The organism is Streptomyces sp. NBC_01669 (assembly GCF_026339735.1).
Lineage (GTDB): Bacteria > Actinomycetota > Actinomycetes > Streptomycetales > Streptomycetaceae > Streptomyces > Streptomyces yanii.
In genome coordinates this window covers 1810944-1830404 of sequence record NZ_JAPEQG010000001.1, presented here as the reverse complement: position 1 = coordinate 1830404, position 19461 = coordinate 1810944, and the positions used below count along the sequence as shown (strand labels likewise).

The 19461-nt window shown below is 69.5% G+C and carries 15 protein-coding genes and 2 pseudogenes; 5 read left to right on the top strand and 12 right to left on the bottom strand.

All coding sequences use genetic code 11. The features are described from left to right. Nucleotides 1-49 precede the first annotated feature (49 nt). Nucleotides 50-634: a TMEM165/GDT1 family protein gene (locus OG972_RS08140; protein WP_266979615.1), complete on the bottom strand. Its 585-nt coding sequence runs from the start codon at nt 632-634 to the stop codon at nt 50-52. Nucleotides 635-1116: 482 nt separating this feature from the next. Here OG972_RS08140 and OG972_RS08135 point away from each other — a divergent pair, with 482 nt between their 5' ends. Next, entirely contained in the window at nt 1117-1527 is a 411-nt protein-coding gene (locus OG972_RS08135; protein WP_266979613.1) for a (2Fe-2S) ferredoxin domain-containing protein, read from the top strand. A 58-nt stretch (nt 1528-1585) separates the two neighbouring features. Beyond that, nucleotides 1586-1820: pseudogene (locus OG972_RS08130) on the top strand (transposase); the annotation flags it as partial. 103 nt (nt 1821-1923) lie between these two features. Here OG972_RS08130 and OG972_RS08125 read toward each other — a convergent pair. The 4 genes from OG972_RS08125 to OG972_RS08110 form a co-directional block, all read right to left on the bottom strand. Continuing rightward, nucleotides 1924-3027 carry a serine hydrolase gene (locus OG972_RS08125; RefSeq protein ID WP_266979611.1) on the bottom strand — a complete coding sequence of 368 codons (1104 nt, stop codon included), beginning with the start codon at nt 3025-3027 and terminating at the stop codon, nt 1924-1926. A 662-nt stretch (nt 3028-3689) separates the two neighbouring features. Beyond that, on the bottom strand, nt 3690-4433 hold the full coding sequence (locus tag OG972_RS08120; protein WP_266979609.1) for a Sir2 family NAD-dependent protein deacetylase: 744 nt from the start codon (nt 4431-4433) through the stop codon (nt 3690-3692). Between the two features lie 300 nt (nt 4434-4733). After that, nucleotides 4734-5978: a serine hydrolase gene (locus tag OG972_RS08115; RefSeq protein ID WP_266979607.1), complete on the bottom strand. Its 1245-nt coding sequence runs from the start codon at nt 5976-5978 to the stop codon at nt 4734-4736. A gap of 430 nt (nt 5979-6408) precedes the next feature. Beyond that, the gene (locus tag OG972_RS08110) at nt 6409-6903 is read right to left on the bottom strand and encodes an NUDIX hydrolase (protein ID WP_266979605.1); all 495 of its coding nucleotides are present in this window, start codon (nt 6901-6903) and stop codon (nt 6409-6411) included. A gap of 151 nt (nt 6904-7054) precedes the next feature. Here OG972_RS08110 and OG972_RS08105 point away from each other — a divergent pair, with 151 nt between their 5' ends. From OG972_RS08105 to OG972_RS08095, 3 genes and pseudogenes are all read left to right on the top strand, one after another. Continuing rightward, a complete protein-coding gene (locus tag OG972_RS08105; RefSeq protein WP_266990342.1) occupies nt 7055-8170 on the top strand; it encodes a glycerate kinase in 1116 nt (371 codons plus the stop codon). Between the two features lie 222 nt (nt 8171-8392). Continuing rightward, nucleotides 8393-8794 (top strand): annotated as a pseudogene (locus OG972_RS08100) (ABC transporter substrate-binding protein); the annotation flags it as partial. 156 nt (nt 8795-8950) lie between these two features. After that, nucleotides 8951-11416 carry a SpoIIE family protein phosphatase gene (locus OG972_RS08095; RefSeq protein WP_266990340.1) on the top strand — a complete coding sequence of 822 codons (2466 nt, stop codon included), beginning with the start codon at nt 8951-8953 and terminating at the stop codon, nt 11414-11416. 91 nt (nt 11417-11507) lie between these two features. Here OG972_RS08095 and pssA read toward each other — a convergent pair whose 3' ends face one another. From pssA to ccrA, 7 genes are all read right to left on the bottom strand, one after another. After that, nucleotides 11508-12326, bottom strand: a complete 819-nt coding sequence (pssA, locus tag OG972_RS08090) for a CDP-diacylglycerol--serine O-phosphatidyltransferase (RefSeq protein ID WP_266990338.1) — start codon at nt 12324-12326, stop codon at nt 11508-11510. Between the two features lie 22 nt (nt 12327-12348). Then, nucleotides 12349-12996, bottom strand: coding sequence for a phosphatidylserine decarboxylase (locus tag OG972_RS08085; protein ID WP_266979603.1), 648 nt, complete (start codon nt 12994-12996; stop codon nt 12349-12351). A 181-nt stretch (nt 12997-13177) separates the two neighbouring features. After that, nucleotides 13178-14383 carry an acyl-CoA dehydrogenase family protein gene (locus tag OG972_RS08080; RefSeq protein ID WP_266979601.1) on the bottom strand — a complete coding sequence of 402 codons (1206 nt, stop codon included), beginning with the start codon at nt 14381-14383 and terminating at the stop codon, nt 13178-13180. A 2-nt stretch (nt 14384-14385) separates the two neighbouring features. Further along, the gene (locus OG972_RS08075) at nt 14386-14913 is read right to left on the bottom strand and encodes a MaoC family dehydratase (protein WP_030916550.1); all 528 of its coding nucleotides are present in this window, start codon (nt 14911-14913) and stop codon (nt 14386-14388) included. Between the two features lie 2 nt (nt 14914-14915). Next, the gene (locus OG972_RS08070; RefSeq protein WP_229846017.1) at nt 14916-15935 is read right to left on the bottom strand and encodes a CoA ester lyase; all 1020 of its coding nucleotides are present in this window, start codon (nt 15933-15935) and stop codon (nt 14916-14918) included. Further along, complete coding sequence (locus OG972_RS08065) at nt 15932-17944, bottom strand: protein meaA (protein ID WP_266979594.1); 2013 nt, start codon at nt 17942-17944, stop codon at nt 15932-15934. Before OG972_RS08065 ends, OG972_RS08070 begins: the two co-directional genes overlap by 4 nt. Nucleotide 17945: 1 nt before the next feature. Then, nucleotides 17946-19283: a crotonyl-CoA carboxylase/reductase gene (gene ccrA / locus OG972_RS08060; RefSeq protein ID WP_266979592.1), complete on the bottom strand. Its 1338-nt coding sequence runs from the start codon at nt 19281-19283 to the stop codon at nt 17946-17948. Nucleotides 19284-19461: the final 178 nt, after the last annotated feature.

Genomic DNA, 19461 nt, shown 5'->3' with positions numbered 1-19461 from the left:
CGCACGAGGCGGCCGTCGGGCTTCGTGGTGGCTGCGTTACGGAACCGGCTCAGGCCGTGAAGATCTCGACGACCGACCAGATCGCCAGCCCCAGCATGCACAGCCCACCGATGCGCTGCACCGTCTTGAGCGGCACCCGCTTGGCGATGAAGCGCCCGGCGATCAGCGCCAGCGCCGAGACGGACATCAGAGCGGCCGCGGATCCGATGGCCGTGGACCAGGTGCCGTTGCTGGCGGCCAGGTTGGCCGTGGTGATCTGGGTGAGGTCACCCCATTCGCTGATGAACACCGCCATGAACGCGGTCGAGTAGACCGGCCAGAAGCCGGTCACGGTCCTGGTTTCGCTCTCCTCGTCGCCGTCGTCACCCCCGGCGCGCAGCAGCATGAACGCGCCGAACGCGAAGAGGGCCGCCGAGACGAGCTTGACGATCCAGTCGGGCAGCAGCCCGATCAGACCGCCGGCGCCGACGGCGATCGCGACATGCACGAGGAATGCGGATGAGGTGCCGAACCAGACGTAGAGCGGCCGCATGCGCGTGCCCATGGCCAGCGAGGCGAACATGGTCTTGTCGGGGAGCTCCGCGAGGAAGATCAGCCCGAAGGCGGTGACGATCGCCAGGGGGTCGAGATGCATTCCGGGTGGCTTTCTGTGAGAGCCGGGCCCGGGCCTTTCCACGAAGCGCCACTCGGGCTTTTCGGAGGACCACTCGGCCCGGCATGACTGCAGCGCCCACAGGGTGCGGGCGCGTCATACCTGACCGAAGGTCTCGCCCGCCCGTAATGCTCTACGGGCCCGGCCACCGGGAACCCGGGGGCTCCAGTGTGTCGACGACCGGTTTGCGGGGCTACTCCCCTTCGCAGTCACCCACCTTACCTCACCGGTTCACTCGGCCGACGCAAGAGGGGCACAGGTGTTCGATTATGGACCCTCTCAGGGTCGTTACCGGCAATGCTTTCCCCATAAGGAGCGTCGTCCGGTGCGTGCGATCCCAAGGCGGCGTCGGTCAACGCGGCGAGCGGGCGTGCTGGGCGGTGCGACGGGGCAAAGCGTGCCGGGAGGGGCACTGGATAGAGTCCCACGGTGATCATCCGCGCCATCACCTGGAGCGTTCCCGCATGAGCCGCCGCACGCGCAAGGCCGCCACGCCCGCCCGGGGCGCGCCCCGCCCCACCGTGAGCGTCTGCCGCGGCTGCTGCTGCGGTACGCCGAAGATCCCGGACGTGGACCATGCCGAACAGCTCGCCACGCTGCGCCGGTCACTCGGTGAGATCGCCGCAGTACGCGCCGTCGAATGTCTGGACGCGTGCGAGCAGGCCAATGTGATCGTCGTGCAGCCGTCGGCCGAGGGCAGGAGGGCGGGCGGCCGCCCGGTCTGGCTCGGCCTGGTCAACGACCCGGACGCCGTCGCCGACATCGTCACCTGGGTCGGGGAGGGCGGCCCCGGCCTCGCGGACGCCCCCGACATTCTCGACCTCTACACGTTCCGGCCCTCGCGCCGCATCGCGCAGGAACTGGATCAGCCGTAGGGGCTGTCCGATGGGTCCGTGAACACTCTCCATGCGCGTCGTTCCGTTGGTGGTGGGGCTCAACGGGACTCTCTTTCGCCTGCGGGCCGGCATCCCGCGGAGGGATCTGCCGCGAAGGTTCGGGAAGTGGCAGACGGCCCACTCCCGGCACCGCCGGTGGTCGGCAGACGGCACCTGGGAGCGGTTGCTGCGGGCGGTGCAAGCTGATGTCGACGCGGAAGTCCGCCTGGACTGGAGCATGGCGTGCGCAGACGGTGTGCCGGGCACATCAGAACGCGGCCGGCGCCCGCAGGCGTCTCCCAGATCATGGGCAGAAGAACTCCTGGGCAACGGCCGGAACGACGCCATGCCCAGCCCAGCCACATGAACCATCGGACACGCCTCAGGAGGGGCGGCTCAGCGGCACAGGGCCGTGTCCACGACACTCTCGAGATGCTTCGTGGCTGCCCCGTCGGTCGGGATGCTGGTCACTGCGACGTTGGCGGCGCGGCCGTCGTCGGTGACTCCGCCCCGGGTCTCGTATCCCAGGATGTCGCCGCCGTGGCCCCAGTAGACACCGCCGCACGACAGCGGCCTGCTCATGAGCCCCAGTCCGTAGCCGGCGCCGGTGTCGCCGATGGGTACGGTGGTGCGCATCTGGGCGAGCTGGGCCGCCGGGAGGAGGCGGCCGGCCAGGAGCGCGGTGAAGAACCGGTTGAGGTCGGAGTTGGTGGAGATCATCTGGCCTGCCGCCCAGCCCGCGGAGGGGTCTATCTCCGTGACGTCGCGCAGAGGCGCGCCTGCTGAATCCCTGTGATAGCCCTGGGGGTGGGTTTCTCGGATGGTCATGTCCCCGGGGGTGGGGAAGTAGGTGTGGCGCAGCCCGATGCGTTTGACGACGCGCTGGTCCACCTCCTCGGCGAGGGGCCGGCCGGTGACCTTCTGGATGATCAGGCCGGCCACCACGTAGTTCGTGTTGCTGTACCCCCAATTCGTCCCGGGGGCGAAGTCGGCCTTGTGCTGGAAAGCGATATCCAGAAGGTCGTGGGGGTCGAAGTACCGGTGCTGAAGGATGTCGTCGCCGATGAGGCTCTCGTAGTCGGGAAGTCCGCTGGTGTGCTGGAGGAGCTGACGGACGGTGATGTGGCGTCCATCGATCCCCTCCCCGCGGACGAGGCCCGGCAGATAGGTGTCGACCGTGTCGTCGAGGCCGATCTTCCCTTCACCGACCAGTTGCAGCACGACCACCGCGGTGAACGTCTTGGTGGTGCTGCCGATCCGCACCTGACCGTCCTTGGGCACCTTCGCGCCGGTGGCCAGGTCGCCGACCCCTGCGGTGTACGTACGGGTGCGCCCCTCACGGTCCTTGACGCCCGCCAGCGCGGCGGGCAAGCCGTCGGTGTGCACCAGCGCGTTCAGGCCCTGCTGGACGGTGTCCGGCCTGGCGGTGGCGGACGCGGCGGGCGGCGCCAGGACACCCATCGTCATGACGCCGACGGCCACCGCGGTTGCGGCCGGCACGGCTCTGCTCCTACTGCCCCGCTGCCGCCTGGAAGGACGAAACTTCTGCCATGCCTGCTCACGCACGAGCCAACTCCTATGGAATCGTTGGGAAACCAGCGGTATGTTCCGGGCCCAGCATTTCCGGCCGCGACCACCCGGGGCGATCCTGCTACCCGCCCGGCTCCAGGTGGGGCTAACCCCCCGGTACGCCCGGCCGATGGGGAACGGGGGGCGAGGATGAATGCCCAGGCTGAGGTGGCGGCTTCAGGAGAGCAGATCACCGCCAAGGCGACCCACCCGGCGGAGCCTGCGGCGCTGACTGACACCGGACCGACGTGTCAAAGCCGGAGGGCCAACAGCCGGCGCTGCCGCGGCGGCGTTTGGCCCATCGCAAGACCGTGACGAGGGTGAGGCGGCGCAGGCCGAACGGACGCTGCGCGCCCGGCGGTTCGTCCCGCTCCACGGGGTCGGCCGAGGCGCGCCGCAGGGTGGCGGCGCGGAACAGGGCGCCATCGACCAGCCGCGCACGCGTCCCGCACACCATGCCCCGAGCGTCGTGTGCGACGTGAACGAGCGGTCTCAGGGCGAGACCCTGTGCGCACAGCTTCGGTGAGCGCGACGCGCAGACGGCGGCGGTCCTCCGGGTCGCGCTCGCGCCGGATCGGGCCGTCGGTGGCAGCTCAGCTGTCGGTCCCCGTGCCCGCCTCGGCGGACAGCCGCGCGAGCAGCGACGGCAGCGCGGTCCCGATGGGCTCGCGGATCGTTTCCTGCGCCAGTTCGTCGTACGGCGTCGGCTCGGCGTTCACCACGATCAGCCGCGCCCCGTGCTCCGCCGCGATCCCGGCCAGCGACGCGGCGGGCTGCACCTGCAGCGTCGTTCCGACCGCGATGAACACCTCGCACGCCTTTGCGATCGATACCGCCTCGCCCAGCACCACCGGATCGAGCCGCTCACCGAACATGACGGTCGCCGACTTCAGGATGCCGCCGCAGACCGTGCACGCCGGGTCCGCCTCACCCGCCTCCACGCGGGTCAGCGCCGCCGCCATCGGTGAGCGGATGTGGCAGCGGGTGCAGACCACCTGACGTGCGGTGCCGTGCAGTTCGAGGACCTTGCGGGCGGAGAGGCCGGCCAGCTGGTGCAGCCCGTCGACGTTCTGAGTGATCACCCGCACGGGGACCCCGGACCGCTCCAGGTCCGCCACGGCACGGTGGGCGGCGTTCGGCTCGGCGCGCCAGGTCGCGCTGGTGCGGCGCATCTGCCAGGAGCGGCGGCGGACCTCCGGATCGGCCATGTAGAAGTCGTACGTGACGAGCTTCTCGGCCTCCGGGTCCTTCCGCCAGAGCCCGTTCGGCCCGCGGTAGTCGGGGATGCCGGAATCCGTGGAGATCCCGGCGCCGCTGAGGATCGCGACGAGAGTCATACGGCGAGCGTACGCAGCGGCGTCCGCCGTCCGCGAGGTGATATCGGCCGGTGTCAGGTTGAAGTACTTCCTCGCCGCCCCGGGCGAGGAGGATCCGTCCCCGGGAAACCTGGTGTCGTCCACCACCCACACCCGAGGACGCACGAAGGTCACCGCCCGGCGGGCCGGGACGGACCGTGTCCACCGGCCAGGCCGACGACGTCATCCCTCCAACCGCCCACGACGCGCGACAAGTTCCTCCGCCTTCATGCCGGCAGGAAACCACCGGGCCCACGGCCTGCCCGGAGACGTAACAAAGCCCTAGTGGGCGGTGGGGAGGGCGAGCCCGGTGTAGACCTGGTTGAGGACGGTGGGCAGCAGGGCGTTGGCCGTGGTCCGGCCGTCGGGCGACAGGGCCAGGTTCGTCCAGATCACGAGCGTGACGTCGTTGTCCGGGTCGTGGCCCAAGAAGGAGTTGAAGCCCGGGAGTTCACCGCCGTGGTAGTACATCGCGGCGTTCGGGCCGAAGCGCTGGTAGGAGATGCCGTAGCCGTACTTCTGGCCGTCGGGCGCGGCCGGGTCCTCGGCCTGCGGGCTGTGGAGCCACCGCTGTTGGGATGCGACGTTCAGGACCTTGCCCGTCACCAGTGACCGGATCCATGTGGACAGGTCCTCCGCGGTGGAGATGACTCCTCCGGCGGCGGTGGCGTAGGAGGGGTTCTGGTGGGTGTAGTCGATCGGCTGGAGCTTTCCCGTTCGTGCCGCCTTGCGCATCTCGGCGGGGTAGGGCTTGTCGGTCAGCGCGTAGGCCGATCCGCCGTACATGTAGCCGTGTGTGTAGGGCTCGGGGAGGGACCGGTCGTGGGCGTCCGGCAGTGACGTCCCCTTCATTCCGAGCGGGACGAACAGCCGGTCCCGCAACTGCTGGGCCAGGGGGCGGCCGCCGGCCTTTTCGGCGACCAGGCCCAGCAGGGCGTAGTTGGTGTTGCTGTACTCGTAGGACGCGCCGGGCGCGAAGTTCGGCGGGTGGCGGAATGCGATGGCCAGGACTTCCTGCGGGGTCCAGGCCTTCCCCGGGTCGGCGTCCAGAGCTGCCGCGAATTCGGCTGCACTGGTGTAGTTGTAGAGCCCGCTGCGCATCTTCAGCAGCTCGGCGATGGTGATGTTCCCGCCGTTGGGCACCCCCGCGACGTAGGCGGACACCGGATCGCTCAACCGGAGCTTGCCGTCCTGGGCGAGGAGCGTGATCAGCGCTGCCGTCATGGTCTTGGTGTTGGAGGCGATCCGGAAGTGGTCGCCCGTATCCGGAGGTTTGGCCGTGCCCAGCTCCGTCGTGCCGACGACCGCCTGGAAGGTCCCCTGCGGGGTGCGGAGCAGAACCACCGCGCCGGGCACCATGAGCGTTTTCGCCGCGCGGCCCACGGCAGCCTGGAAAGCGGCCGGATCGATCGGCTTCAGGGCTGACGGAACGGGGGAAGGGGCGGTCGCCGTCGCGGCGGGAGTGGTCGACGGGTCCGCGGGCGTCGTGGCGGTCGAGCCGGGGGGAAGGGTGCCCCCCGCGATCAAGACGGCTACGCAGGGTGCCAGCAAAGCCGTGCGGCGTGCGGGGCGCGAGGTTCTGGGGCGAACTCCTCTCAGGCGCGTGCCCTTCGGAGTGTCGTCAACCGCTCGGGAGGTTCTCATGTACTCATCCCAGCCGTTGTGTTCTGCGGCCCAGTACCGCTGCAAGGCGTGTTGCGGCAGGCCCCAACAACCCCATCATGTGGGCGGAATCACCCAATTTTAGCAGTTTCGTCCAGGGTTCGCCCATGACCGAGGTCACCGTCGGTCTCGACGCGGAACTCGCGTGACGGGATGCAGAGGCACATGCTGCTGCTAGGGATGACTGACCGTGAGTCAGGAGGTCGGACACCCCATGTCGTTTGGTGTCAAGCGGCGTCAGTGCTCACCTGCTGGCGGCTACGGAACCGAGCATTCCCCGGTTCCGTAGCTCCCATCAGGCGGCGACGGGCCTGCCGTCCTCCAGCTCCACGGCGCCCGCCCCGGAGTCGAGCACCTCCAGCGCCGCCCGGACCCGGTGTCCGAGGGAAGCGGGCAGATACCGGTCGAGTGCGCCGCGTTCCACCAGCTTCCAGGAGAGGAGCTCCTCCTCCTGCAGCCGGATCGCCGTCAAGTGCGCCTCGTCCAGGACCCCGCCGTCGTACAGGTAGGCGGCGATCGGCGGCCGCTCGGGGCTGCGCGCCCAGTCGATCGCGAGCAGCCGTCCCGGCTCCAGATCGAGCCCGATCTCCTCGACCGTCTCACGGCGCGCGGCCTGCCGCGGGGTTTCGCCCTCGTCGGACTCGATCGTGCCACCCGGCAGGGCCCAGCCGTCCCGGTAGTTCGGCTCGACGAGCAGCACTCGTCCTGCACCGTCCCGGAAGACAGTTGCCGCGGCGGCCAGCACCTTGGGCAGCCCTGCGATGTACGTGGCGTAGTCAGTGGTGGTCACGTGCGCAGCGTAATAGGGGCCGGCGCGTCCGCCGTTCCGCAGGTCCAGGGCCCGGACACCCATGGGCAGAGGGCCGGTGCTCCGGATAGGGTCGGGGCGGCGCGACTGCCTGTTCGAAAGCAAGGGATGCAAGGTGACGGACGGAGCAGTGATGGAGACCGCCCGCGTGCTCGTCGCGGCGGACAAGTTCAAGGGCTCGCTCACGGCGGTACAGGTCGCGGAGCGGGTGACGGCCGGGCTGCGGCGCGTCGTACCCCAGGTGCAGGTCGAGACCCTGCCTGTGGCGGACGGCGGCGACGGCACGGTGGCGGCGGCGGTGGCCGCCGGATTCGAGCGACGCGAGGCGCGGGTGACCGGGCCGCGCGGGGAGACCGTGACCGCGGCGTACGCCCTGCGGGGCACCACCGCGGTGGTGGAGATGGCCGAGGCCTCCGGCCTCCAGCACCTTCCGGCGGGGGTGTTCGCCCCCCTGACGGCCACGACGTACGGCTCCGGCGAGCTGCTGGCCGCGGCGCTGGACGCGGGGGCCCGGACCATTGTGTTCGGGGTCGGCGGCAGTGCCACGACGGACGGCGGCGCGGGCATGCTCGCCGCACTCGGCGCCCGCTTCCTCGATGCGGACGGCAAGCCCGTCGGCCCCGGGGGCGGTGGCCTTGCGGCGCTGGCCGAGGCGGATCTGACCGGCCTCGACCCGCGGCTGGCCGACGTGGACCTGATCCTCGCCAGCGACGTGGACAACCCGCTGACCGGCCCCAAGGGCGCCCCAGAGGTTTATGGGCGGCAGAAGGGCGCGACCGAGGACGACATCGCGACCCTCGACGCGGCACTCACCCACTACGCGTCCGTCCTGGGCCCGGACCACGCGAAACTGCCCGGGGCGGGTGCGGCAGGCGGCATCGGGTACGGGGCGCTCGTCGCTCTCGGAGCCCGGTTCCGCCCCGGCATCGAGGTCATGCTCGACGTCCTCGGCTTCGCCCCGGCGCTGGCCCGCGCCACGCTGGTGATCACGGGGGAGGGCTCCCTCGACGAGCAGACCCTGCACGGCAAGGCTCCGGTGGGCGTCGCGGCGGCGGCCCGCGCGGTGGGCCTGGAGGTGGTGGCGGTCTGCGGCCGCCTTGCGCTGCCCCCGGAGGCTCTGGGACATGCGGGTATCCGGCGCGCGTACGCGCTCACGGACCTGGAGCCGGACCCTGCCGTGTGCATGGCGCAGGCGGGACCACTGCTGGAACGGGTGGCGGAGGGGATCGCGCGCGACTTCCTGTCGTGAGCAGAGCCCGTGCCCAGCTGAGGTGAGTCGAGCAGATCGGGCGGGGTGAGGCCGCCGCGGGCGGGGTGGGGCGCCCGAGGCGGGCCCGTTCCGGATCCGTCCCCGCCCTCACCGCTCTCCCCGCCCCTCTCCGATGCCTCGGAGGGCTGCACCGTTCGGGACCGGGCGGCGTCAGTAGGCGCGGTCTGCCATGATCCGAGTCTCGGGGAGACCCCGCTCGCGGCGGCCTCACCCCGCCCGATCGGCGACCCGGGTGCGGGCCCGGCGAAGCTCGCCAAGGAGTACGCGGCGCAATACCCGAAGGAGTACGCGGCGCAATACCCGAAGGACGGCCTCGACAACGGCGTCATCGCCGGATACACCGCCGCGTCCCTCTACGGCGAGGCGCTGACGAAGGCCTGCGCGGCGAAGGACCTCACCCGTGAGGGCGTCGACAAGACCCTGCTGACCATCACGGCGTTCGGGAAGGACTTCGGGATGTCGCACAACTTCTCGGACCCGACGGCGCCGTCCACCCGGGAGAGCGTGATCATGAAGCCGGACGCCGGGACGCCCGGCGGCCCGAAGGTGGTCCGCCCCGCCGAGGCGGCAGCGGCAGCCAACTCGTACACGCCGAAGAAGTAGCTGCGGCGGCCGCCGGACCGGTGCCCCACCCGTCCGGCGGCCCCCGCCTTGCGCATCCTTCCCGCCCGGGGCACCGAGGTGCGCCGCAGGCCGGCCGGGGCGCATCCTGGCTGTGTGACCTCGTACGGCCTGCCCCCGTACCCTCCGCCCGAGAAGGTGGCGGCGCCGGGGAGGGCGAGCGGCGGCGGGGTGCCGGACGAATTGTCCCTGGTGCTCGCGCAGGCCGCAGTGAGCGCGATTGAGTCCGCCGGTGGGTATGCCGGCGGCATATATCTGTGCTCCCGTTACCCCGAGCTGCTGCGCCTCTCCGTGCTCGCGGGGCTTCCGACCCAGCTGTTCCGCCCCTGGTGGCGCATGCATGTGAACCGGCCCTTCCCCGTGGCCGAGGTGTACCGCTCGGGGAAGCCCGTCCACCTCGCCGACGTCGAGGAGGGCATGCGCCGGTTCCCGCAGCTGATGGCGGGCATGCCGTTCCCGTTCGGTTCGCTGTACGTGCCCGTCTTCGGCGGCCGGGAGAAGTTCGGCGTCCTCGTGGTGCTGCGCCCGGCCACCCCCGGCAAACCCGTCTCGCACGCCGACCGGCGCGCGCTCCGCGACGTCGCCCAGCGGCTCGGCGCGGAGCTCGCCGGACTGGCGGCCGGGGGCACCAAGGTCGTATGGGACGGCGAGCCGGTCTCCGTGCAGCTACCCTCCGTCACCATGCCACCGGTACGGATCGGGCACTTCCACTGGAACCTCGAAACCGGTGCCGTCGACGCCGACGCGGAGCTGTGCGGGATCCTCGGCACCGAGCCCACGCGGTTCCCGGGCACCATCGACGCCCTGATGGCACTGCTGGCACCGGAGGACGTGTACGGACTGTGGACCCTCGCCCGCCAGGCGGCGATCGCGGGCGGACCGCTCGTACGCAGGATGCGGCTGCGCGGCCCCGACGGCCGGACCAACCTCCTGGAACTCTCCAGCCGCTGGGCCCAGCCACCGCGCAGCAGCACGGCCGGGACGCTGACCGGATTCCTGGTGGACCTCGGGGTCGGACCGGTCATCGCCGAGGCCGCCGACCGGCTCCCGCGCGGCATCTTCTCGCTCGACCGGCTCGGACGGATCACCTACGTCAACCAGCTGGCGGAGGAGCTGCTCGGCCGGCAGCGGGTCGAGCTGGTCGGAAGCCTCCTGTGGGAGGCACTGCCGTGGTTCGGGCATCCCGCCTACGAGGACCACTTCCGGGCCACACTGCTGTCCCACGAACCCGTGCACTTCCTCGCGCGCCGCACCGAGCGGGACTGGCTGGCGGTGTCCCTGTACCCGGGCCACGACGGCGTGACCGCCGCACTCACCGCCACGGAAGAGCCCTCCTTCCCGCCGGACGCCGCCGGACCGGGCGAGGTCCTGGGTTCCCCGCTGGAGGGCTCGGCCGAGGTGTACCGTCCCGTCGCCCTCGCGATCGCGCTGACGGAGGCCGTCACCGCCCGCCAGGTGTCCGCAGTGGTCACCCAGGAGCTGCTCCCCGCGTTCGGCGGCAGGCAGCTGGCGATCTACCTGCTGCACGAGCGCCACCTCTACCTGGCCTGGGAGACCGGCTTCCCGCACGGCTTCCTGAACCGCTTCGACGGCGTCGCGCTCGACGCCCATCTGCCCGGCGTCGAGACGCTCACCTCCGGCCGCCCCATCTTCTTCGAATCCATGCAGCGCCTGGCCTCCGCCTACCCCGGCATACCCCTGGACGCGAACGTCGGCGCCCGCGCCTTCCTGCCGCTCATCGCCTCCGGGCGGCCCGTCGGCTCCTGCATCCTCGGCTTCGACCAGCCGCGCGGCTTCAGCCCCGAGGAACGCACGGTTCTCACCGCGCTCGCCGGACTCATCGCCCAGGCCCTCAAACGAGCCCAGCGGTACGACACCGAGTCCGCCGTGGCCCGCGGCCTGCAGAACGCCCTGCTGCCGCACCGCCTGCCCGTACTCGACCAGGTCGACACCGCGGGGCGGTACCTCCCCGGCACCCAGGGCATGGACATCGGCGGCGACTGGTACGACGTCATCGAGACCGACCGGGGGCTGGCCCTGGTCATCGGGGACGTCCAGGGGCACGGCGTCGCCGCTGCGGCGACGATGGGCCAACTCCGCAGCGCCGTACGCGCCTTCGCGCTCAGCGGGCACGACCCGCAGGAAGTGATGAGCGGCACCAACCGGCTGCTCATCGACCTCGACCCGGGCCAGATCGCCAGCTGCTGCTACATCGTCCTCGACCCCGCCACCGGTCGGACGCAGTTCGTCCGGGCCGGGCACCCGCAGCCCCTGCTCCGCCACCCCGACGGCACGACCGAGGTCCTGGAACTCCCTGGCGGGGTGGTGCTCGGCGTCACCCCCGACGCCACCTATCCCGTCAGCAGCCTGCGGCTGCTCCCGGGCGCGATCCTGGCGCTCTACACCGACGGACTGGTCGAGCAGGCGGGGGCCGACATCGACGACGGAGTCGAGCGGCTGCGCGGCATCATCGAGGCAGCCGATGCGCCGTCCCTCGCCGGCATGGCGGACCTGGTGATCAGGGAGGCGAGACGGGAGCCCGACCGCCCCGACGACATCGCCGTCCTGCTCGCCGCCCGCTGGGTCCGCGCGCAGCGCGCGTAGCGGCTGCCCGGCCGGACATGCGAGAGGGCCCGGGTGCTGGGGAAGCACCCGGGCCCTCGTCGTACGTTCTGTGCGGCTTCGCCGCGCGGCCCTAGGGCAGCTGAGCCGCCCGGGCCTCGCGCCGGTTGTCGCGGAAGGTGTTCACCCGCCGCGCCGTCGCGAAGAGCGGGATGACCGCTCCCAGGACCACCTGCAGCGCGCAGCCGGTCTGCAGGAGCAGGTGACCGCCGGGGGCGTCGAACGCCCATGCGGCGAGCAGACCCATCGCGGCCACGATCCAGCTGAGCATCGCCACCGCGAGGACTCCCCGCGGCTTCGGGTACTCGACCCGGCTGACCATCAGCCACGCCACCCCGATGATCGCGAGCAGCGTCGGTACGAAGGGCAGCTCCAGGAGCACGATCGAGACGACCGTGAGCGCTCCGAAGGGGCTCGGCATGCCCTGGAACATGCCGTCCTTCATGGTCACGCACGAGAATCTGGCCAGTCTCAGCACCACGGCCAGCAGGACGACGATCGCCGCGAGCGCCGACACCCGCTGGTATGCGTCGTCCGCGACCATGCCGTACACCAGCACGAAGTACGCCGGGGCCAGGCCGAAGCTGATCAGGTCCGAGAGGTTGTCCAGCTCCGCGCCCATCGGCGAGGAGCGGAGCTTGCGCGCCACCAGCCCGTCGAAGAGGTCGAAGACCGCGGCGAGGAGCATCAGGATCACGGCGGTGGCCGCGGAGTGCCGGGCCATGCCGCTCTCATCGCTGCCCGTGAGGTGCGGGATGAGGATTCCCGTGGTGGTGAAGTACACCGCCATGAAACCGCACGTGGCGTTACCGAGAGTAAGGGTGTCCGCTATCGACAGCCGCAGAGAGAGCGGCATGTCCTCGGTGTCGTCCTCACACTCGCTCTCCGGCACCCAGCCGGCCTGTGTGTCGGGATCAATCACGGTCAATTCGAGTCACCCCCGCGGTGGTGGCCTGGCCGACCTCGACCGCGACATCGATACCTTCCGGAAGGTAGATGTCGACCCGGGAGCCGAAGCGGATCAGGCCGATGCGCTCGCCCTGCTCCACCTTTGTGCCCTGCGGGAGGTACGGGACGATGCGACGGGCAACCGCGCCCGCGATCTGCACCATCTCGATGTCGCCGAGCTCGGTGTCGAAGTGCCAGACAACGCGCTCGTTGTTCTCGCTCTCCTTGTTGAATGCCGGGACGAACCCACCGGGGATGTGCTCGACCGATGTCACCGTGCCGGCCAGGGGCGCGCGGTTGACGTGGACATTCAGCGGGCTCATGAAGATCGCGACGCGGGTGCGTCCGTCCTTCCACGGCATGATGCTCTGCACCACGCCGTCGGCAGGAGAGATGACTCGGCCCTGGGTGATCTCGCGCTCGGGGTCGCGGAAGAACCACAGCATGCCCGCCGCGAGGGCGGTGGTGGGCACGGCCACGGCGGCCCAGCGTCCGGACTTGCGGGCCCGGGTGAGGCTGAGCGCCGCGGTGGCGACGGTCGGGAGGAGCCACGGCGAAGCTCCGCGCGCAAGGCGGACTCCGCCGCGTGATGCAGAGGTTTGGCTGTCGGGCATGGATGACCTTCGTAGCGGATGAGGCCGCGCTGGCAACGGGGGACGGCGGCTTTTCCGGCGATGCTATCGGTTGCGAGCCGCAACTGGGCAAGCCAGCAGCCGAGTCGGACGGCTGGAAGGCACCGGCTGAGGATGACAGGGTGTGATCTTCTTCGCGGCCAAATCACCTTGAAGGGGACAATCAGCCCTGGAACCGGTACTCCTCGAGGAGTCGGCGCCCAATGATCATTTTCTGGATTTCGGCGGTACCTTCACCGATCAGCAGCATCGGGGCCTCCCGGTAGAGGCGCTCGATCTCGTACTCCTTGGAGAAGCCGTAGCCGCCGTGGATGCGGAAGGCGTCCTCGACGACTTCCTTGCAGTACTCGGAGGCGAGGTACTTCGCCATCCCTGCCTCCAGGTCATTTCGCTCCCCGGAGTCCTTTTTGCGTGCCGCATTGACCATCATTGCATGGGCGGCTTCGACCTTGGTGGCCATTTCGGCCAGCTTGAACTGGATGGCCTGGTGCTGGGCGATCGGCTTTCCGAAGGTGTGGCGCTGCTGAGCGTAGGAGACACCCAGTTCGAATGCACGCTGCGCGACACCGCAACCACGCGCAGCCACATTTACCCGGCCGACTTCGACGCCGTCCATCATTTGGTAAAACCCGCGGCCGGTGGTGCCACCGAGTACACGATTGGCCGGAATGCGCAGTCCGTCCATGATGAGTTCGGTCGTGTCGACGCCCTTGTAACCCATCTTGTCGATCTTTCCGGGGATGGTGAGCCCCGGCTGGACCTCGCCGAAGCCCGGCTCCTTCTCCACCAGGAAGGTCGTCATCGACTTGTGCGGGGCCGTGCCCTCGGGGTGGCCTTCGTCACTCCGGCACAGTACGGCGACGAGCGAGGACGTGCCGCCGTTCGTCAGCCACATCTTCTGGCCGTTCAGGACGTACTCGTCGCCGTCCCTGACGCCCTTGGAGGTGATCGCGGAGACGTCGGAGCCCAGTGCCGGCTCGGACATCGAGAACGCGCCCCGGACCTCGCCCAGCGCCATGCGGGGCAGGAACGTGTCCTTCTGCTCCTGGGTGCCGTGCTGCTTGAGCATGTACGCCACGATGAAGTGCGTGTTGATGATTCCCGACACGCTCATCCAGCCGCGGGCGATTTCCTCCACGCAGAGCGCGTATGTGAGAAGCGACTCACCCAGACCCCCGTACTCCTCGGGAATCATCAGCCCGAACAGGCCCAGTTCCTTGAGCCCCTCGACGATCTCCGTCGGGTACTCGTCGCGGTGCTCCAGCTGGGTCGCGACAGGAATGATCTCCTTGTCGACGAAATCCCGGACCGTGGAGAGGATTTCCTGCTGGATGTCGTTCAGACCGGCGGTCTGGGCGAGTCGCGTCATGGCTACTTCTCCACGTTCTTCTGCGAAGGCTGGTTCAGCTCCGGGCGGCCGGGCTGCTCGCCGCCGCGCTCCTTGATGTACGTCTCGGTGGGGACCATCACCTTGCGCCGGAACACGCAGACGAGCGTCCCGTCCTGCTTGTACCCCTTGGTCTCCACATAGACGATTCCGCGGTCACTCTTGGACTTTGACGGAGTCTTGTCGAGGACAGTCGTCTCGCCGTAGATCGTGTCGCCGTGGAAGGTCGGCGCGACATGCTTCAGCGACTCGACCTCCAGGTTGGCGATCGCCTTTCCGGAGACGTCCGGCACGGACATGCCGAGCAGCAACGAGTAGATGTAGTTGCCCACTACAACGTTCTTGCCGAAATCGGTCGTCTTCTCCGCGTAGTTGCTGTCCATGTGCAGCGGGTGATGATTCATGGTCAGCAGGCAGAAAAGGTGGTCGTCATACTCGGTGACCGTCTTTCCGGGCCAGTGCTTGTACACCGCACCGACCTCGAACTCCTCATAGGTACGTCCGAACTGCATGATCAGGCCTCCGGCGCTTCGAACTTGGAGGTGCGCTGCATACCGGCCGCGCGGCCCTTGCCCGCGATGACGAGCGCCATCTTCCGGCTGGCCTCGTCGATCATCTCGTCGCCGAGCATCGCCGAACCCTTCTTGCCGCCCTCTTCCGAGGTGCACCACTCGTATGCGTCGAGGATCAGCTCGGCGTGGTCGTAGTCCTCCTGCGAGGGCGAGAACACCTCGTTGGCCGCGTCGACCTGACCGGGGTGCAGCACCCACTTGCCGTCGAAGCCCAGCGCCGCCGCACGGCCTGCGACCTCGCGGTACGCGTCCACGTCACGGATCTGCAGGAAGGGGCCGTCGATCGCCTGGAGGTCGTGCGTACGGGCCGCCATCAGAATGCGCATCAGGATGTAGTGGTACGCGTCCGCGCCGTAGCCGGGCGGCTGCTGACCGACGACCAGGGTCTTCATGTTGATCGACGCCATGAAGTCGGCCGGGCCGAAGATCAGCGTCTCCAGGCGCGGCGAGGCGGCGGCGATGTCGTCGATGTTCACCAGGCCCTTGGCGTTCTCGATCTGCGCCTCGATGCCGATCTTCCCGACCTCGAAGCCCATCGTCTTCTCGATCTGGGTCAGCAGGAGGTCGAGCGCGACGACCTGCTGGGCGTCCTGCACCTTCGGCAGCATGATGCAGTCGAGGTTCTGGCCGGCGCCCTCGACGACCGTGATCACGTCGCGGTACGTCCAGTGCGTCGTCCAGTCATTCACGCGGACGACCCGGGTCTTGCCCGTCCAGTCGCCGTTGTTCAGCGCGTCGACGATGTGGTGCCGGGCGCCCTCCTTGGCAAGCGGGGCGCAGGCGTCCTCGAGGTCCAGGAAGACCTGGTCGGCCGGGAGACCCTGGGCCTTCTCCAGGAAGCGCGGGTTCGAGCCCGGCACAGCCAGGCAGGAGCGACGCGGGCGCAGACGGTTCGGGAGGTGCGCGGCGGAGCCGCTCCCCGGAAGTGTGGTGGCGGGAGACGGGTGGGCAGGCTGGGTCATGCGGGGACCTCCAGAGGGTCGAGCTTGTTCGCTTTCCGGATCTCGTCGACGATACGGCCGATGATCTCCGTGATGCCGAAGTCCTTCGGGGTGAAAACGGCGGCGACGCCCGCCTCGATCAGCACGGCGGCGTCGGCGGGCGGAATGATCCCGCCCGCGATCACCGGGATGTCGTTCGCGCCGGCCTCGCGCAGCCGGTTCAGTACGTCCGGCACGAGCGCGGCGTGCGAGCCGGACAGGATCGACAGACCGACGCAGTGCACGTCCTCGGCGAGCGCCGCCGAGACGATCTGTTCGGGGGTCAGCCTGATCCCCTGGTAGACGACCTCGAACCCGGCGTCACGGGCCCGTACGGCGATCTGCTCGGCGCCGTTGGAGTGCCCGTCCAGGCCCGGCTTGCCGACCAGCAGCCGCAGCCGTCCGGCGCCGAGGTCCTCGGCGGTGCGCGCGACCTTCTCCCGTACGAGAGCGAGCGGCGTGCCGGCCTCCGCGGTGACGGCGACCGGGGCGGACGAGACGCCCGTCGGGGCACGGAACTCGCCGAACACGTCGCGCAGCGCCCAGGACCACTCGCCGGTGGTGACACCCGCGCGGGCGCACTCCACGGTCGCTTCCATCATGTTCTCGGTGCCGGCCGCGGCCTTCTTCAGCGCCGCGAGAGCCTCGGAGGCGCGCGCCTCGTCACGGTTGTCGCGCCACTCGTGAAGCGCCGAGACCACCCTTGCCTCATTGGCGGGGTCGACCGTCATGATCGCGCCGTCGAGGTCCGCCGTGAGCGGGTTCGGCTCGGTCGTCTCGTAGATGTTGACGCCGACGATCTTCTCCTCGCCGCCCTCGATCCGGGCCCGCCGCTGCGCGTGCGAGGAGACCAGCTCCGACTTCAGATAGCCGGACTCGACGGCCGCCATCGCGCCGCCCATCTGCTGGATCCGGTCGATCTCCGCGAGGGACTCGGTGACCAGGGAGTCGACCTTGGCCTCGATCACATGCGATCCGGCGAAGATGTCCTCGTACTCCAGCAGATCGCTCTCGTGCGCGAGTACCTGCTGGATGCGCAGCGACCACTGCTGGTCCCAGGGCCGGGGGAGACCCAGCGCCTCGTTCCACGCGGGCAACTGCACGGCCCGGGCGCGGGCGTCCTTGGAGAGGGTCACGGCCAGCATCTCCAGGACGATGCGCTGGACGTTGTTCTCCGGCTGCGCCTCGGTCAGTCCGAGGGAGTTGACCTGGACGCCGTAGCGGAAGCGGCGCTGCTTGGCGTCGGTGATGCCGTACCGCTCGCGGGTGACCTGGTCCCAGATGCGGCCGAAGGCGCGCATCTTGCACATCTCCTCGATGAAGCGGACGCCGGCGTTCACGAAGAAGGAGATGCGGGCGACGACATCGCCGAACTTCTCCTCGGGCACCTGCCCGGAGTCACGGACCGCGTCGAGCACGGCGATCGCCGTCGACATGGCGTACGCGATCTCCTGGACCGGAGTGGCCCCCGCCTCCTGCAAGTGGTAGCTGCAGATGTTGATCGGGTTCCACTTCGGGATGCGGTTGACCGTGTACGTGATCATGTCGGTGGTCAGCCGCAGCGAGGGACCGGGCGGGAAGACATGCGTCCCGCGCGAGAGGTACTCCTTGACGATGTCGTTCTGCGTGGTGCCCTGGAGCTTCGTGGCGTCGGCGCCCTGCTCCTCGGCGACCACCTGATAGAGCGCCAGCAGCCACATCGCGGTGGCGTTGATCGTCATCGAGGTGTTCATCTGTTCCAGTGGGATGTCCTGGAACAGCCGCCGCATGTCACCGAGGTGCGAGACGGGCACGCCGACCCGGCCGACCTCGCCGCGGGCGAGGATGTGGTCGGGGTCGTAACCCGTCTGGGTCGGCAGGTCGAAGGCGACCGACAGACCCGTCTGGCCCTTGGCGAGGTTGCGCCGGTAGAGCGCGTTGGACGCCTCGGCGGTCGAGTGACCGGCGTACGTCCGCATGAGCCACGGGCGGTCCTTCCGGCGGCCCGTCATGTCAGACATTCCTGAAGCGGTTGATGGCGTCGATGTGCTGCTCGCGCAGCTCCTCGTTGCGCACACCCAGACCCTCGCGCGGGGCCAGCGCGAGGACGCCGACCTTGCCCTGGTGCAGGTTGCGGTGCACGTCGTACGCGGCCTGGCCGGTCTCCTCCAGGGAGTAGACCTTCGACAGCGTCGGGTGGATCTTGCCCTTGGCGACCAGCCGGTTGGCCTCCCACGCCTCGCGGTAGTTGGCGAAGTGCGAGCCCACGATCTTCTTCAGCGACATCCACAGGTAGCGGTTGTCGTACTCGTGGTTGTAGCCCGAGGTCGAGGCGCAGGTGACGATCGTGCCGCCCTTGCGGGTCACGTACACCGAGGCGCCGAACGTCTCGCGGCCCGGGTGCTCGAAGACGATGTCGACGTCCTCGCCGCCGGTCAGCTCACGGATGCGCTTGCCGAACCGCTTCCACTCGCGAGGGTCCTGGTTGTGCTCGTCCTTCCAGAACCTGTAGCCCTCGGCGTTGCGGTCGATGATCGCCTCTGCGCCCATCTTCCGGCAGATGTCGGCCTTCTGCTCGCTGGAGACGACACAGATCGGGTTGGCGCCACCGGCCAGCGCGAACTGCGTGGCGTATGAACCGAGTCCGCCGCTGGCGCCCCAGATCAGCACGTTGTCGCCCTGCTTCATGCCGGCGCCGTTGCGCGAGACGAGCTGGCGGTAGGCGGTGGAGTTGACCAGGCCCGGAGCCGCGGCCTCCTCCCAGCTGAGGTGCTGCGGCTTCGGCATCAGCTGGTTGGACTTGACGAGCGCGATCTCGGCGAGGCCGCCGAAGTTGGTCTCGAAGCCCCAGATCCGCTGCTCGGGGTCGAGCATCGTGTCGTTGTGGCCGTCCGAGGACTCCAGTTCGACCGAGAGGCAGTGCGCGACGACCTCGTCGCCCGGGTGCCAGGCGTTGACGCCGGGGCCGGTGCGCAGGACGACGCCCGCCAGGTCGGAGCCGATGACGTGGTACGGCAGGTCGTGGCGCTTGGTGAGTTCGCTGAGCTTTCCGTAGCGCTCCAGGAACCCGAAGGTGGAGAGCGGCTCGAAGATCGAGGTCCAGACGGAGTTGTAGTTCACCGAGCTGGCCATGACGGCGACCAGCGCCTCCCCGGGCCCGAGCTCCGGAACCGGCACCTCGTCGAGGTGCAGCGACTTGCGGGGGTCCTTGTCGCGCGTGGCGAGCCCGGCGAACATCTCCGTCTCGTCCTTGTGCACGGTCACCGCGCGGTACGACTCAGGGATGGACAGGGCCGCGAAATCTGCGGCGGTGCTGTCCTGCGATTGGATCGCGTCCAGGATTTCCTTCACGGTGTGCCTCCGGGATGGGGTCTCCCCTGCTCGAGCGGAGCCGAGAGCTTGGGGAATGCGTCGAGGGACGCTTGAGGGTCCCTGCCAACGGGGGGTGCGGTGCGGTGTGGAGGTGCTGCCGTCGGTTCGGCTGGTAAAGCTTCGGCTTGCTCTGGTGGAGCAGAAGGGTTTGCCTGTG